General features: G+C 59.6%; 13 protein-coding genes. 5 read left to right on the top strand and 8 right to left on the bottom strand.

Features of this window, described 5'->3' with window-relative positions:
* Window positions 1-71 precede the first annotated feature (71 nt).
* The 6 genes from solA to mdtH form a co-directional block, all read right to left on the bottom strand.
* Window positions 72-1190 (bottom strand): N-methyl-L-tryptophan oxidase, encoded by a 1119-nt coding sequence (gene solA / locus MKS11_RS09875; protein WP_004204542.1) that lies wholly within the window; start codon window positions 1188-1190, stop codon window positions 72-74.
* A gap of 125 nt (window positions 1191-1315) precedes the next feature.
* Window positions 1316-1570, bottom strand: a complete 255-nt coding sequence (gene bssS, locus MKS11_RS09870) for a biofilm formation regulator BssS (RefSeq protein WP_002898992.1) — start codon at window positions 1568-1570, stop codon at window positions 1316-1318.
* Window positions 1571-1873: 303 nt separating this feature from the next.
* A complete protein-coding gene (gene dinI, locus MKS11_RS09865; protein WP_012968578.1) occupies window positions 1874-2125 on the bottom strand; it encodes a DNA damage-inducible protein I in 252 nt (83 codons plus the stop codon).
* A 72-nt stretch (window positions 2126-2197) separates the two neighbouring features.
* Window positions 2198-3244 carry a dihydroorotase gene (gene pyrC, locus MKS11_RS09860; RefSeq protein WP_004893020.1) on the bottom strand — a complete coding sequence of 349 codons (1047 nt, stop codon included), beginning with the start codon at window positions 3242-3244 and terminating at the stop codon, window positions 2198-2200.
* Between the two features lie 125 nt (window positions 3245-3369).
* Window positions 3370-3930 carry a lipoprotein gene (locus tag MKS11_RS09855; protein ID WP_004204546.1) on the bottom strand — a complete coding sequence of 187 codons (561 nt, stop codon included), beginning with the start codon at window positions 3928-3930 and terminating at the stop codon, window positions 3370-3372.
* Window positions 3931-4043: 113 nt separating this feature from the next.
* Window positions 4044-5252 carry a multidrug efflux MFS transporter MdtH gene (gene mdtH, locus MKS11_RS09850; RefSeq protein WP_053810568.1) on the bottom strand — a complete coding sequence of 403 codons (1209 nt, stop codon included), beginning with the start codon at window positions 5250-5252 and terminating at the stop codon, window positions 4044-4046.
* Between the two features lie 228 nt (window positions 5253-5480).
* Between mdtH and rimJ the strand changes: the two genes are divergently transcribed.
* The 4 genes from rimJ to murJ all read left to right on the top strand — a co-directional run bounded on the left by rimJ (window position 5481) and on the right by murJ (window position 9301).
* Window positions 5481-6065: a ribosomal protein S5-alanine N-acetyltransferase gene (rimJ, locus tag MKS11_RS09845; protein ID WP_017900738.1), complete on the top strand. Its 585-nt coding sequence runs from the start codon at window positions 5481-5483 to the stop codon at window positions 6063-6065.
* Window positions 6066-6074: 9 nt separating this feature from the next.
* Window positions 6075-6728 (top strand): YceH family protein, encoded by a 654-nt coding sequence (locus tag MKS11_RS09840; protein ID WP_004204549.1) that lies wholly within the window; start codon window positions 6075-6077, stop codon window positions 6726-6728.
* Between the two features lie 14 nt (window positions 6729-6742).
* The gene (locus MKS11_RS09835) at window positions 6743-7654 is read left to right on the top strand and encodes a Gfo/Idh/MocA family protein (protein ID WP_072140422.1); all 912 of its coding nucleotides are present in this window, start codon (window positions 6743-6745) and stop codon (window positions 7652-7654) included.
* Between the two features lie 111 nt (window positions 7655-7765).
* Window positions 7766-9301 (top strand): murein biosynthesis integral membrane protein MurJ, encoded by a 1536-nt coding sequence (gene murJ / locus MKS11_RS09830; protein WP_004204551.1) that lies wholly within the window; start codon window positions 7766-7768, stop codon window positions 9299-9301.
* Window positions 9302-9354: 53 nt separating this feature from the next.
* On the opposite strand, the gene MKS11_RS09825 is transcribed toward murJ, so the two are convergent.
* The gene (locus tag MKS11_RS09825) at window positions 9355-10566 is read right to left on the bottom strand and encodes an MFS transporter (protein ID WP_284109515.1); all 1212 of its coding nucleotides are present in this window, start codon (window positions 10564-10566) and stop codon (window positions 9355-9357) included.
* A 16-nt stretch (window positions 10567-10582) separates the two neighbouring features.
* On the opposite strand from MKS11_RS09825, the gene MKS11_RS09820 reads away from it, so the two are divergent.
* Entirely contained in the window at window positions 10583-11611 is a 1029-nt protein-coding gene (locus tag MKS11_RS09820; RefSeq protein WP_165474087.1) for a LysR family transcriptional regulator, read from the top strand.
* A gap of 38 nt (window positions 11612-11649) precedes the next feature.
* On the opposite strand, the gene rne is transcribed toward MKS11_RS09820, so the two are convergent.
* Window positions 11650-14883 carry a ribonuclease E gene (rne, locus tag MKS11_RS09815; RefSeq protein WP_064189299.1) on the bottom strand — a complete coding sequence of 1078 codons (3234 nt, stop codon included), beginning with the start codon at window positions 14881-14883 and terminating at the stop codon, window positions 11650-11652.
* Window positions 14884-15321: the final 438 nt, after the last annotated feature.

Here is a 15321-nt window from a genome sequence, read left to right as displayed (position 1 = left end):
ATCGCTCTCAATGACTAACGGCCTCGACAGAGGCCGTTTTTTTTGCCCGACTGCAAAAGTGCCGCATTCCATTACGCGTTAAAGCGCGCCAGCGAGAAGGGCGCCAGGTTGAAGCTCGATGCTTCGCCCTGAGCAAACTGACTGGCAATTTCCCCCAACACCGGGGCAAACTTAAAGCCATGCCCGCTCAGACCGGTGATTAGCAACGTGTCTGGTCTGCCGGGTAACGTATCGATAATAAAATCTTCATCGACGGTATTGTCATAAGTACAGGAGGCGCCGTGCAAGCAGCCGCCGATCCCTGGCAGGACGTTGCGCAAAAAAGGAAACGATTCGGAGCCATCGCTGGCGACAGCGCCAAATGCCACTCGCTCCTGCGGCATGGAGATCGGTTGACCGCCGTTATGCTTGCCAATCTTCAGCTCGTTATCTTCTGCCGGGAAACCGTAGTATTGATCGCCGTTGGGCAACTCGCCGGTGAAGGCCGGAAAGTGATTCTTGCTGCTGTAACGGCCATCGGCCTGGTACCAGGCAAACACCTTACGTACCGGCTGGATGGGGAGGTCCGGGAGCAGGCGGGTGACCCAGGTCCCGGCGCTGACCAGCAGCTTTTTACCATGATATTCACCGTCGAGGGTATCGATGGTGATCCCGTCAGCATGGTGATGAATAGCCGAGACCGGACAGTTGAATAGCTGCGCGCAGCCTGCTTCCCGCGCCAGACGGATCCAGGTTTCGACGGCCAGCTCGCTGCGCAGTACGCCGGAAGCGGGTTCGAAAATCGCCCGATAGTCCTCGGGGAGGCGTATCTCTGGCCAGCGCTGCATTACGGCCTGGGCATCCAGCTCTTCCACCTCAAGCTTGAACGCACGGGCGCTGGCGGCGACGTTGGCGAGAAAAGCGGAGCTGGCGGGGCCGAGGTTAATGACGCCGGTGCGTTCAAACACGGCTTCGCCACTGATCTCTGCCAGTTCATCCCATAGCTGCTGGGCACGCAGCACCAGCGGAACATATTTCTCACCTTCGCCATAGGCGTGACGGATAAGACGGCTGCTGCCGTGATGGCTGCCTTCCTGGTGGGGAGGTTGATGGGCGTCGGTCATCAGAACATTGAGTCCGGCACGGCGCGCATAATAGCCAGCGGCGGCGCCGACGGAGCCGCTGCCAATAATGATAAGATCGTATTGCATGGTGAGTTCCGGGTAATTGCCTTGTTAGCAGGGTAATTAACTCCCTGTGCTTATACAAGCCCGAAAATAATTCAGGCACCCGCAGGTGCCTGTTAAGTTTAATGTTAAGTCATTCGCAAGCCGCGTTAATGTCGGCGGTACTCGTTTTCCTGGTATTCGCCAGATTCAATCTTCGCAATGCCTGCTTCCAGGATTGAAATAAACTGACGTGCGACGTCCGTCGTTAGCCATAGCGTCTGGCCGATCTCAGCATCATTACTGTTTTCTTGAGTGGGGTTCTGGTAGTGCAGGCGCAACATCAGCGCATCGTAGCTATCAACGGTGCTGATGTCCCATCCAACGAGGGGATGGGTCTGAATGACTTCATTATTTTTTTCCATCATAACCCCTTATTCATATGTTAAAAGACAACAATTCTCGAGGTTTAATGCATATTTTTTGAAGCAAGTTAATTATATCAGGGATCAAGAATAAACTCGAGAAATTAAATGAAAGGCAGCATGATTTTCTTCTTTTGCCGCTTTTTTATTCAAGATAAGCGCGTAAAATGGCCACTTTAGTCGATATTGAGCAGAATAATCAGGACTATTCTGAACAGAAGAGGGGCTAAAAAAAGCCGGGGCGACCCGGCAAAAAAAAGCACAATGAGGGAGCAAACCAGAGTAACTGGATCCCGCCATGCTTCAGGAGAGATCGTGGACAAACCAGTCGTCCGCGCTTTCCCATGTTTCCTGCAGGATTTCGCTTATCCGGTCTTTGTCTTCTTTCAGGGCGCCAAACACCGAGAGCTGATTGCCGGTGGCGTAGCGGACGCTCACCTGGCTGTCGATGGCCGGGAATTGCTCGGCGATACGGCGAGAGAGTTCGTTATTCAGCGCTTCCAGCGCGCCGTTGGGTAAGGTGGTAGTTTTGGCGATAGACACTTCAATGCGCATAATTGCCCCCTGCGTTCGATACTGGTTATTTATACAGTATCCGGTTGGCGTTGACAACAGGGGGCAACGTTTTTATTTCTTCACGGTCCAGCGAACGGTTTCACCTGCCAGGAAGGGCACCAGGGTGTCATTAGGCAGGGAAATGCTGTCCACAACGGTCGTCTCTTCACGCACCAGTTCAACGTAGCTCTCATTGACCGGCAGACCGTAGAAGCGCGGGCCGTTCAGCGAGCAGAAAGCCTCAAAGTGCTGCAGAGCGTTCATTTCTTCAAACACCGTGGCGTAGCTGCCGAGGGCGGTCGGGGCGTTGAAGCAGCCGGCGCAGCCGCAGCTGGCCTCCTTACGGTGGCGGGCATGCGGTGCGGAGTCGGTGCCGAGGAAGGCGCGGCTGAAGCCGCTGGCGACCAGCTCCCGCAGAGCCTGCTGATGAATATTGCGTTTAAGTACCGGCAGGCAGTACAAGTGAGGACGAATACCGCCGACCAGCATATGGTTACGGTTGAACATCAGATGCTGCGGGGTGATAGTGGCCGCCAGCAGTTCATTGCCGTCACGCACATACTCGGCGGCATCTTTAGTGGTGATATGCTCAAAGACCACCTTCAGTCCGGGCAGGCGCTGGCGCAGCGGCTCCATCACGGTTTCAATAAAGCGCGCTTCGCGATCGAATATATCAATCTCGGCGTGGGTGACTTCCCCATGTACCAGCAGCGGCATCCCCAGTTTTTCCATCCGCTCCAGCACCGGCATAATGGCGTCGGTGCTGGTGACGCCGTGGCTGGAGTTGGTGGTGGCGTTGGCCGGGTAGAGCTTGGCGGCGGTGAATACGCCTTCGTTAAAGCCGCGCTCCAGCTCCGCCGGGTCGAGGGAGTCTGTCAGATAGCAGGTCATCAGCGGGGTAAAATCATGCCCGGCCGGGACGGCGTCCATAATGCGCTGGCGATAGGCGATAGCCGCCGCGACGGTGGTGACAGGCGGCACCAGATTCGGCATCACGATCGCCCGGCCATAAAACTCACTGGTATAAGGCACGACGGTTTTCAGCATATCGTCATCACGTAGATGGATATGCCAGTCGTCTGGGCGGCGGATTTTCAATACCTGGGATTGTGCTGTCATGGAAGGCTCCGGCTAATAGGTTCAGTCATCAGGGCTGTTTTTTGCCGGGCACTAAGGATAAGCGTAAACGTTTTCCTTTGCACTCATTTCCGTAAAAAATTGAGGGCGCCGCGGCGCCCTGGAGATTAATTGGTAAAGGGGATGACAATCTCGCCCGGCTTCACCTCGATGCCTTTGGCGTATTTCTTCGCCAGCGCTTCACCGGTGCTGGCGTCCTCACGCAGGACATAGGCCGGCTGCTGGCTGAAGTAACTGCGCAGCGACTGATTCAGGTAGGGGAGCAGGGCCTGAATGACCGACTGCAGCTTCTCGGGCGCCACTTTGGCATCCACCACCTCCATTTCCTGCAGGAAGATGGCGCCTTTCTCTCTGTCAAAGGTTGGCAGCGCTTTGAGCTTCAGATCGATCGTCGCTTTCTGCGTGCCGAACAGGGAGTTCAGGTCAACGTTAGCGATCCCGGTCAGCGTGACTTTGCCCGGCTCCTCGCGCCCGATGGCGCTGGTGAGATTCTGCAGTTCGATATGGGCGTCGGCAACGCCTTTCAGACCAATATCTTTGGCAAAATGGTTTCGCTTCTGCAGGGCCTGGTTAATCTCCTGCTCGCTTACCGTGTATTGGGTCAGCTGATTACAGCCGCTCAGCAGGCCGCTGACAATCAGCGCGGCGGCGATCAAAATCTTTTTCATGGGGTTCCTCTGGCTCATACCTTCATTCATCCTGACACAAAGCATCATGACCTGTCAGCATCCTCGATACCAGCAGAATAGGCTGAAAGCAGGAGAAACCGCCGCCGCGCGCATCAGGTCCGCGGCTCCAGCATGCCGGAGGCAGAGCGTTTCGGACTAAACTGCCACCACAGCGCCAGGAAGGTGATAACCCCGATGACCCCGAGCATCAGCCACGGCAGCTCGGGCTGACCGGCGGCTTTACCAGCATCAAACAGCCAGCCGCCGCCTGCATATCCCAGCGCGCCGCCAAAGGCGAGCCCCAGGCGGCTGAAGCCCATATAGCTGCCGCGCGCCCGGGCGTCCGCCAGCGAGGCGCCCAGCGTCTCCCGGGCAGGTTCAGCAATGATGGAACCGATGTAAAACAGGCAGATCAGGGTAAACAGCTGCTGCAAACTGCTGGTCATGCCGATGGGGAGCATGGCCAGGGTCATCACCAGCAGACCGGCCATCAGCCGGTGCTCAAGGCGAAAACGTTTTTCGCTCCAGCGGGCAATGGGATAGAGCAGGGTCAGCGAAATGGTGGCTTCGATGGCGTACATCCACTTTACGGCGGCCGGCGAGCCGGCGATGTCATTCACCATGATCGGCAGCATCAGCATCACCTGCACCGCCAGCATGTAATAGCCCGTCAGCGTCAGGACATAGGTGACGAAGCGCTTGTCCCGCAGCACCCGGCCCAGCCCCTCGCGGATCGGCGTTTTTACCGTCGAGAGCTTCCATGCCGGCAGATACCAGGCGTTAAACGCCGCGCAGGCGATAAACAGCGCGGCGCCGGCGCTGCACACCAGGCGGAAATCATACTGCAGCAGCCAGCTGCCCAGCAGCGCGCCAATCACCGCGCCGGCGCTATCCTGCATCATCAGGATGGAGAAAAAGCGGCCGCGCTGATGCGGGCGCACCAGCTTAACCACCAGCGCCGCCCGCGGCGGGTCGAACAGCGTGCCGCCGAGCCCGGAAAGTATGCATGAGAACCACAGCACCCACGGCTCATGGGCGACGGCCATCGCCGCGAAGCCGCCGGCGCGCATCAGCATACCGGTGACGATCATCGGTTTGGCGCCAAAGCGGTCGGCGATGGCGCCGCCAAAGATACCTAATCCCTGCTGCACGAGCTGGCGCAGGCCGAGCGCGATGCCGACCATCAGCGCCGCCCAGCCCATCTGATCGACAAAGCGGATGGAAATCAGCGGGAAGACGACAAAAAAGCCCAGCACGACCAGCATGTTATCGACTAACAGGAAATATTTACCCAGGCTCCTTGCCTGCGAGACGCGGGACATTTCCCCTCCAGGGAAAAATAGAGATAAGCGTGGATATTCTGCGGGCAATCTGCTGCTTTTCCCAGCGCCCTTGCGACAATATTTTTTTATCAAAATGCAAGTTCGATTGAGGCTATTCATCGAAAAGAGGAGATGGCGCAGAAAATGGTATGTTGCTGTTTTCACACCGTCGCGCAGGACAGGTATAGTGAAGGCAGCAAGAATGAAGTCAGGGGGACTGAAAAGGAAATGTTTGGCTATCGCAGTAACGTGCCGAAGGTGCGTTTGACGACGGACCGGCTGGTGGTGCGCCTGGTTCACGATCGTGACGCCTGGCGTCTGGCCGATTATTACGCCGAGAATAAGGCGTTCTTAAAACCCTGGGAGCCGGTTCGTGACGACAGCCACTGCTATCCTTCCGGATGGCAGGCGCGTCTGTCGATGATCGCCGAGTTTCATAAGCAGGGGTCTGCTTTTTATTTCGCGCTACTCGATCCGGAGGAAAAGGAGATCGTCGGCGTGGCGAATTTTTCCAACGTGGTGCGCGGGTCATTCCATGCCTGTTATCTCGGCTACTCTATTGGCGAGAAGTGGCAGGGGCAGGGACTGATGTTTGAAGCGCTGACGTCGGCGATTCGCTATATGCAGCGTACGCAGCATATTCATCGCATTATGGCCAACTATATGCCGCATAATCAGCGCAGCGGCGCGCTGCTGGCGCGGTTGGGGTTTGAAAAAGAGGGTTACGCCAAAGATTACCTGCTGATTGACGGGCAGTGGCGTGACCATGTATTGACGGCGCTAACGACGCCGGACTGGTCAGCGGGACGTTAAGGAGAGAGGATGAAATATCAGTTAACCGCGCACGAAGCGCGCGTCATTGGCTGTCTGCTGGAAAAGCAGGTCACCACGCCTGAGCAGTATCCGCTGTCGGTGAACGCCGTAGTGACCGCCTGCAATCAGAAAACCAACCGCGAGCCGGTGATGTCGCTGAGCGAAGGCGAAGTCCAGGCTCTGCTGGATACCCTGGTGAAACGCCATTATCTGCGTACGGTCAGTGGCTTCGGCAATCGGGTCACTAAGTATGAGCAGCGCTTTTGCAACTCCGAATTTGGCGATCTGAAGCTCAGCGCCGGCGAGGTGGCGGTGGTGACGACGCTGCTGCTGCGCGGCGCCCAGACACCGGGTGAATTACGCAGTCGGGCGCAGCGGATGCATGAGTTCAGCGATATGGCGGAAGTGGAAAGCGTGCTGGAAGGGCTGGCGACCCGCGAAGATGGTCCCTTTGTCGCCCGTCTGCCCCGGGAGCCGGGGAAACGGGAAAGCCGCTATATGCATCTGTTTTGCGACGACATGGACACACTGATCACGACAGTGGAAGCACTCTCGCCGCTGGAAGAGGAAGACGATCTGCGTGCCAGGGTTGAAGCGCTGGAAGGCGAGGTGGCGGAGCTGAAAGCGCGCCTCGATTCGCTGTTACACCATCTGGGGGACTAAACGTGGGGACAAGATTGCGCATCGGGGTGGTTGGCCTGGGCGGTATTGCGCAGAAAGCGTGGCTGCCGGTTCTGGGGGCGGCGGAAAGCTGGACGCTGCAGGCGGCCTGGTCGCCGGGAAAAGAGAAGGCGCTGCGGGTTTGCGAAACCTGGCGGATGCCATACGCTGAATCGCTGGATGCCCTGGCGGCGCAGTGCGATGCGGTCTTTGTTCATACGTCGACGGCTTCACATTATGAAGTGGTGAATCATTTGCTGAATGCCGGGGTTCATGTTTGCGTAGATAAACCGCTGGCGGACAAGCTGAGTGAGGCGGAGACGCTGGTCGAGCTGGCGGCGCGGCGTCGTCTGACGCTGATGGTCGGTTTCAATCGTCGCTTCGCACCGCTCTATCGGGAGCTAAAGGGGCGGCTGGGCGAGGCGGCCTCGCTGCGGATGGATAAGCACCGCAGCGATAGCGTGGGCAACGATCTGCGCTTTACCCTGCTTGATGACTATCTGCACGTGGTGGATACCGCGCTATGGCTGGCCGACGGTCAGGCGCGTCTGCGCGGTGGCGCGCTACAGATCACTCCGCAGGGCGAGATGCTGTATGCCGAACACCAGTTCAGTTCGCCCCGGCTGCAGGTCACCACCAGCATGCACCGCCGCGCAGGCAGCCAGCGCGAGTGGGTGCAGGCGGTTACGGATGGCGGGCTATATGCCGTCAGCGAGATGCGCGAATGGCAGGAGGAGTGCGGTCACGGCGTGGTCCAGCGCCCGGTCGCCAGCTGGCAAACCACCCTTGAGCAGCGCGGCTTTGTCGGCTGCGCGCGCCATTTTATCGAATGCGTGCAAAATCAGACGGTTCCTGAAACCGCAGGCGAACAGGCGCTGCTGGCTCAGCGGGTGGTCGACAAACTTTGGCGCGACGCCATCAGCGAATAATCCGTTGTAACAACTGACAGTAGTAATTCATGTTGAACCCGGTAGACTATCGCCACTTTCCAGCGCCCGCATTTGCGGGCGTTTTACTCCAGGGTTTGGAATAACAGCGTAATGAACCTTTTAAAATCACTGGCGGCCGTCAGTTCGATGACCATGTTTTCGCGCGTGCTGGGCTTTGCCCGCGATGCGATTGTGGCGCGCATTTTTGGCGCCGGGATGGCGACCGACGCCTTTTTCGTCGCCTTTAAACTGCCTAATCTGCTGCGGCGTATTTTTGCCGAAGGCGCCTTCTCTCAGGCGTTTGTGCCGATCCTTGCCGAATATAAAAGCAAGCAGGGCGAAGATGCCACCCGGGTGTTTGTCTCGTATGTCTCCGGATTGCTGACCCTGGCCCTGGCGATCGTCACCGTTATCGGGATGCTGGCGGCGCCGTGGGTGATCACCATCACCGCCCCCGGGTTTGCTGATACCGCCGATAAATTTGCGCTGACTACCCAATTGCTGCGCATTACCTTCCCCTATATTTTGCTGATCTCCCTCGCCTCGCTGGTGGGGGCGATCCTTAATACCTGGAACCGCTTCTCGGTGCCGGCCTTTGCGCCGACGTTCCTCAACGTCAGCATGATTGGCTTTGCGCTGTTTGCCGCACCGTACTTTCATCCGCCGGTGCTGGCCCTGGCCTGGGCGGTCACGGTCGGCGGCGTGCTACAGCTGGCCTACCAGCTGCCGCACCTGAAGAAAATTGGCATGCTGGTCCTGCCGCGCATCAATCTGAAAGATGCCGGCGCGATGCGGGTGGTAAAGCAGATGGGGCCGGCGATCCTTGGCGTGTCGGTAAGCCAGATCTCCCTTATTATCAATACTATCTTCGCTTCGTTTCTCGTGTCGGGATCGGTGTCTTGGATGTACTACGCCGACCGTCTGATGGAGTTTCCGTCCGGTGTCCTGGGAGTGGCGCTCGGCACTATCCTGCTGCCATCGCTGTCAAAAAGCTTCGCCAGCGGTAATCATGACGAGTATTGCCGGCTGATGGACTGGGGGCTGCGTCTCTGCTTCCTGCTGGCGCTGCCGAGCGCGGTGGCGCTGGGGATCCTCGCCAAACCGCTGACCGTGGCCCTGTTCCAGTACGGCAAATTTAGCGCTTTTGATGCGGCAATGACCCAGCGCGCGCTGGTGGCCTATTCCGTGGGACTAATGGGGCTTATCGTGGTGAAAGTGCTGGCGCCGGGTTTCTATTCCCGCCAGGACATCAAGACCCCGGTCAAGATTGCCATTGTCACCCTGATTATGACCCAGGTGATGAACCTGGCGTTTATCGGCCCGCTGAAGCATGCGGGTCTGTCGCTGTCCATTGGCCTGGCGGCCTGCCTGAACGCCGCGCTGCTTTACTGGCAGTTGCGTAAACAGAAGATCTTTACCCCGCAACCGGGCTGGCTGGCCTTCCTGCTGCGTCTGATTGCTGCGGTGCTGGTTATGGCTGCGGCGCTGCTGGGCGTCATGCATATCATGCCGGAGTGGTCGCTGGGGACGATGCCGTTCCGTCTGATGCGCCTGCTGGTGGTGGTTGTCGCCGGGGTGGTGGCCTATTTCGCCACACTGCTGCTGTTGGGCTTCCGCGTGAAAGAGTTTGCCCGACGTACAGCCTAAGCGGTTGTGCGGGAATGGATGAACCCGCTTCACCTCAGGCGAAGCGGGTTTTTTTATGATGCGCGGCGTTCGGCAGCGACGATACGGGCATTCTCCAGCAGGCGGATTGCCAGGGCGATCGCCCCGCTGACCACCGCCAGGGTAACCACCCCGTTCCAGCCAGCCAGCACGTACAGCTTGCTGCCCAGCACCGACCCCAGCGACATCCCGATGAAGACCACGGTAAACAGCAGGGCGTTAAGGCGGCCGCGGGCCTGCGGCTCGAGGCCATACACCAGGTTCTGATGCGCCACCAGGCTTGACTGCAGGCCAAGGTCGAAGCCAATCGCCGACAGGGCAATCAGCGCCAGCTGGCCAAGTGGCAGCAGCGGCAGTATAAACATCAGGGCGAAGGAGACGGTGACCAGCGCCGCCCCCATTTGAGTCACTTTACCGGCACCAAATTTATCGGCCAGTCCGCCGGCCAGCGGCGCGGCCAGCGCCCCGGCAGCCCCGGCGATACCAAAGCCGCCCGCTACCGCACTGCCCATGTGATAGTGTTCGGAGAGCATCACCGCCAGCGTCGACCAGAAGGCGCTGAAGGCGACAGAGAGCGCCCCCTGAGCCAGCGCAGCGCGGCGTAGCGCCGGGTAGCGCTGCCACAGATGCGCCATTGAGGCCATCAGCTGCGGATAGCTCAGCGTCGAGTGAATGGCGAAGCGCGGCAGCACCCGCCACATCACCAGGCCAATCAGCGCCACGCTGACCGCCGCCGCCTGATACATCACCCGCCAGCCGAACACTGCGCCCACCACGCCGCTGACCGTCCGGGAAAGCAGGATCCCCAGCAGCAGCCCGGTCATCACCGTGCCCACCATTTTGCCCTGCTTGCCCGCCGGGGCGAGGATCGCCGCCGCAGGGACGATATCCTGCGCCATGGTCGCCGCCATACCGATCAGCAGACTGACCACCAGCAGTGAGCTGAGCTGGCCGGTGAGGCTGCACAGGAGCAGCAGGAGCGCCAGCAGCGCGCTTTTCACCAAAATCAGCCGGCGGCGATCGTGGCGGTCGCCGAGCGGGAGCAGGAACAGAATGCCGAGCGCATAACCCGCCTGCGTCAGAGTAGGGACCAGACCCATACCTTCTACCGTCAGGTGGAGATTGGCGCCCATCAACGGCAGCAGCGGCTGCGCGTAGTAGATAGAGGCGACGCTAAAGCCGGCGCCGAGCGCGAGAATGAAGATAATCCAGCCTGCGTCGCGGGTGGAAAGGGAAGTCGGTGTCATGATCAATACCTCGTGAATGCGATGGGGCTATTTTTCCCTGAATGCGGCTGGCGCGGTAGCCGGGCTGGTGGTAAAACGGTTATACGTAGCACGTATAGGCAAAAGAAAAATGAAAAGACAGGAGCGTATAGATCGCATTGAGCTGATGCGTACCTATATTCGTATTATAGAGGCAGGGTCGCTCTCCGCCGCGGCGGGGCAGATGGAGACCACCCAGGCGACCGTCAGCCGCCGCCTGCAGTCCCTTGAAGGGCTGCTGGGAGTCAAGCTGATCCTGCGTACCACCCATGCGATGAAGCTCACTGACGATGGCGAACGTTGCTACCGTCACGCCCGCCAGCTGGTGGATGCCTGGCTGGCGCTGGAAGACGACCTGCGTATTGCCGACGATCGGCCGGTGGGGGTGCTGCGGGTGAGGGCGCCGCACGCTTTTGGCCAGCAGCAGCTGCTGGGGCCGCTGGTCGCCTTTCTCCAGCGCCACCCGCAACTGTCGGTGGAGTGGATGCTGAATGATAATACTGTCGACTTTCTCAGCGATAATATCGACTGCGCCATCCGCGTGGGGGCGGAGGTGGATCCGGCCACGGTCTCCGTGCTGCTGGCGGAAGTGCCGCGCTGCGTGGTGGCCTCCCCTGAACTGCTGGCGAAGCACCCACCGTTAACCTCGCTGGAGGCGTTATCCGGCCTGCCGTGGATCGCCATTAACACCTTTTATCAGCATGAGGTGCGGTTCCGACATCAGGTCAGCGGGCAGCTCGTCTCCACGGCGATCACCCCCTGTCTGAGCACCGACAGCCTTTACGTCGCGCGTAACACTGCGCTGGCGGGGCTGGGGGTGGCGATGGTGTCCAGCTGGGCCGTGGCGGAGGATCTTGCTGCCGGAAGGTTGACAGAGCTGTTCCCGCAGTGGCGTCCCGCCTCGCTGCCGGTCCACCTGGTCTATCCCTGGTCGCGCTATTATCCGACGCGGCTGCGTAAATTCCTCGACCTGATGCGGGAGATCATGCCGGACCTCGCCGGCATGCAGCCTCCGCAAAGCGCATAAAAAAACCGGCCAGGAGGCCGGTTTTTTATTTAGCACGCTTACTCGACGGGCTGTGGGCGGGTCGGTTCAGCGGTGGCTTTATGGGTGGCGCTATGACCGCCGGCGGCGCCTTTGCCTTCAAAAGCGAATGGCGGGCGCACCCAGGTGCTGTGGCGCGGCGCTTCCGGGACATAATCCGGCGCTGGCGCACGGGTCATTGGCGCGGTGGCATGGCGATGACCCGCCACCACTACCGGCTTGCTCACCGGAGGTTCGACTTTGACCGGCTCGACAGGCGCGGCTTCGACAACCGGTGCTTCAACTGCGGTTTCCGCCGCCGGCGCGATGGTTTCCACTGGCGCTTCAACGACAGGCGCCGTTTCCACCACTTCAGGTTCTACCACAACCGGCTCGGCGTCGAGCGTAGCTGGCGCGATAGCCTGAGGCGCTTCGACAGCCGGCGCTTCGGTGACCAGCTCCTGCGGCGCTGGCTCGACGGCTGCTGGCGCGACACCCTCCGCAGCATCAACCACCACCGGCTCGGCGGCTACGACCGGCTCGACGACCACAGGCTCGGCGGTAACCGGCTCCATGGTAGCCGGCTCGACGGTGACCGGGGCAGCGGTAACGGTTTCAACGATGGCAACCGGGGTCGCGACGGCCGCGACGGTTTCCACGACGTTGTCGTTCTGAACCTGAACCTCTTCCGGCTGCTGCTCCTGCGGACGAACCACCGGGTAGCGGATCCAGACTTTACCGGAAGCCATCTCCGGCGATGCGCAGGCTACGGTCAGCGGCATTGGCGACTGGGTCGGATAGCGTTCGTCACGATAGCGACGACGACGCTGACCGCTGACGCGCAGGTGACGCGGGGAACGACGTGAGCGACGCGGCATACCGTTCGCTTCACGGGATTCGCCATTTTCGTCCTGGTCCGCCACGCTCTCCACTACTGCTGGCAGCTCGGCTTTCACCGGCTCGCTGCGCGGAGCGATAACTTCCGCCACTACGGCTTCTGGCACGATCTCGGCAACCTGCTCAACGACAGCGGACTCAACGCGTACTTTCTGCGCCAGCTGGCGCGGTTTACGACGCGGCAGGGTCTGCACACGCTCTTCCTGCTCCGTCTCCTGCGCTACCGGCTCTTCGCGAGTCTGCGCTTTGGCTTCCTGCTGCGCCTGACGTTTGTCGTCATTGCGGCGGCGGGTGCGTTCGCGGCGCGGCTGCTGCTCGTCACGAGATTTCGCTTTCTCCGCGTCGTCGCCTGAGGTCTGGCGAACATCACGGGCTTCCACATTCTGCGACGGCTTCTCGCGACGGTTGCGACGGTTCTCTTCACGCGATTCGCGCGGTTCACGGCCCTCGGCATTGTCCGCACGAGTGTCACGATTGTCACGGTTATCGCGGTTGTCACGATTGTCGCGGTTTTCACGGCGGTCGTTGCGATCGCGGCGGTTGTTGGCGCGCGGTTTACGGCGCTCCTGCTGACGCTCCGGTTTTTCTTCCGCTTTCTTCTCGACCTTAACCTCAGCCGGTTTGGCCTCTTCGGCGCCAGAGAAGATATTCTTCAGCGCGCTGAAGAAGCGTGAAAGCAGGCCAGGCTGCGCCGGTGCGGTGGCCGCGACCGGTGCCGCTGCGGCGACAGGCGCGGCGACAGGCTCTTCAAGCATCGGGGCTGGCGGCGCGTCAGGCATGACAAAAGCGGCCAGGGCCGGCTGTTCCGGACGTTTCCGTTCTGCCGGCTCATCGTCGCCCGGCAGCGCCATCTCTTCTTCATGCAGCTTCGGCAGCAGGTAGCTCAGCGTTGAGGTCTCTTCACCTTTGCGCACGCGCAGGACGGAGTAGTGCGGCGTCTGCATTTCGTCGTTTGGCACGATAATAACGCGCACATCGCCCTGACGGGATTCGATAGCGCTCACCGCGGCACGTTTTTCGTTCAGCAGATAGGAGGCGATCGGTACCGGAACGATGGCGTGTACTTCTTTGGTGTTCTCTTTCAGCGCTTCTTCTTCAATCAGACGCAGAATAGAGAGCGACAGCGATTCGTTATCACGGACGGTACCGGTGCCGGAGCAGCGCGGGCAGACGTGGTGGCTGGATTCGCCCAGCGACGGGCTCAGGCGCTGGCGGGACATCTCCAGCAGGCCGAAGCGCGAGATATGGCTGATCTGAATGCGCGCCCGGTCCTGACGGACGGCTTCGCGCAGACGGTTCTCCACAGCGCGCTGGTGGCGAACCGGAGTCATATCGATAAAGTCGATAACGATCAGGCCGCCGAGGTCGCGCAGACGCAGCTGGCGGGCAATCTCGTCAGCCGCTTCGAGGTTGGTGTTGAACGCCGTCTCTTCGATATCGCCGCCGCGGGTGGCGCGGGCGGAGTTGATATCGATCGCGGTCAGCGCTTCAGTGCTGTCGATGACGATAGAGCCACCGGACGGCAGACGCACTTCACGCTGGAAGGCGGATTCAATCTGGGATTCGATCTGGTAGTGGCTGAACAGCGGGATTTCACCGGTGTACAGTTTGATTTTGCTGCTGAAATCCGGACGACCCAGCGCGGCGATATGCTGGCGCGCCAGCTCGAGCACTTTCGGATTATCGATCAGGATTTCGCCGATATCCTGGCGCAGATAGTCACGGAAGGCGCGGACAATGACGTTGCTTTCCTGGTGGATAAGGAACGGCGCCGGACGGCTTTCCGCGGCTTTCTGAATCGCTTCCCAGTGTTTCAGACGGAAGCTCAGGTCCCACTGCAAGGCTTCGGCAGATTTGCCGACGCCAGCGGTGCGAACGATAAGGCCCATGCCGTCCGGAAGCTCCAGGCTCGCCAGCGCTTCTTTCAGTTCGGTACGGTCGTCGCCCTCGATACGGCGTGAAATTCCCCCCGCGCGCGGGTTGTTCGGCATCAATACCAGATAGCTGCCCGCCAGGCTGATAAAGGTGGTGAGCGCAGCGCCTTTGTTGCCGCGTTCTTCTTTATCAATCTGCACGATAACTTCCTGACCTTCACGCAGTACGTCTTTGATATTAGGACGGCCGTGCGCATTGTAGTTGGCGGGGAAGTATTCGCGGGCGATTTCTTTGAGGGGGAGGAAACCATGACGCTCGGCGCCGTAATCAACAAACGCGGCTTCAAGGCTGGGTTCAATGCGGGTGATTTTGCCTTTGTAGATGTTCGCTTTTTTCTGTTCGTGCCCGGGGCTTTCGATATCCAGGTCGTACAGGCGCTGCCCATCAACAAGGGCGACGCGCAACTCTTCCTGCTGAGTTGCGTTGATTAACATTCTTTTCATCGTAACTTACTCATTATTCTTACATTGACGACTAAGCTGCGGGCAGAGTAATGCCTTTCCGGGGGAAAACCGATGGCCTCGTGTCTGGTTCACGTCGCCAACCTCACGGTTGTCGCGCGCTTAAGAGGCGCAGAGTGTCGGTCGCCTGTGTTTCAAACGGAAACACAGCGCAATTATTCAGGGGAACAGCCTGGGATGTATCACCAGAGAATATTCCATTTATACTCGTCGTCTTTCGCGTTGCAGGCATGATGGCTTAACCTGCTCACCTCGATCAGCGGATCCAGATGAGCTCCCGGGAGTCCCGGAGTTGACGCCTTCCTGCGACTTGAAATCCATAGAGCCTGTACCGGTAAGGACTGCAACCCGCAGCCCGCTAACTGTCTGAAAGATCACAACGTCTTACGCCATTGCTGCGTGGGCGATCGGTCAGACAAA

It is taken from the genome of Klebsiella sp. K5-45 (assembly GCF_030128605.1).
GTDB classification, from domain to species: Bacteria; Pseudomonadota; Gammaproteobacteria; order Enterobacterales; family Enterobacteriaceae; genus Klebsiella; species Klebsiella quasipneumoniae.
The sequence above is the reverse complement of the archived record's forward strand: the minus strand, read 5'-3'. Positions and strand labels throughout refer to the sequence as shown.

Coding starts and splice junctions, on each gene's coding strand:
- solA (WP_004204542.1), bottom strand. CDS start 1,190: ATGCAATACGATCTTATCATTATTGGCAGCGGCTCCGTCGGCGCCGCC.
- bssS (WP_002898992.1), bottom strand. CDS start 1,570: ATGGAAAAAAATAATGAAGTCATTCAGACCCATCCCCTCGTTGGATGG.
- dinI (WP_012968578.1), bottom strand. CDS start 2,125: ATGCGCATTGAAGTGTCTATCGCCAAAACTACCACCTTACCCAACGGC.
- pyrC (WP_004893020.1), bottom strand. CDS start 3,244: ATGACAGCACAATCCCAGGTATTGAAAATCCGCCGCCCAGACGACTGG.
- MKS11_RS09855 (WP_004204546.1), bottom strand. CDS start 3,930: ATGAAAAAGATTTTGATCGCCGCCGCGCTGATTGTCAGCGGCCTGCTG.
- mdtH (WP_053810568.1), bottom strand. CDS start 5,252: ATGTCCCGCGTCTCGCAGGCAAGGAGCCTGGGTAAATATTTCCTGTTA.
- rimJ (WP_017900738.1), top strand. CDS start 5,481: ATGTTTGGCTATCGCAGTAACGTGCCGAAGGTGCGTTTGACGACGGAC.
- MKS11_RS09840 (WP_004204549.1), top strand. CDS start 6,075: ATGAAATATCAGTTAACCGCGCACGAAGCGCGCGTCATTGGCTGTCTG.
- murJ (WP_004204551.1), top strand. CDS start 7,766: ATGAACCTTTTAAAATCACTGGCGGCCGTCAGTTCGATGACCATGTTT.
- MKS11_RS09825 (WP_284109515.1), bottom strand. CDS start 10,566: ATGACACCGACTTCCCTTTCCACCCGCGACGCAGGCTGGATTATCTTC.
- MKS11_RS09820 (WP_165474087.1), top strand. CDS start 10,583: ATGCGATGGGGCTATTTTTCCCTGAATGCGGCTGGCGCGGTAGCCGGG.
- rne (WP_064189299.1), bottom strand. CDS start 14,883: ATGAAAAGAATGTTAATCAACGCAACTCAGCAGGAAGAGTTGCGCGTC.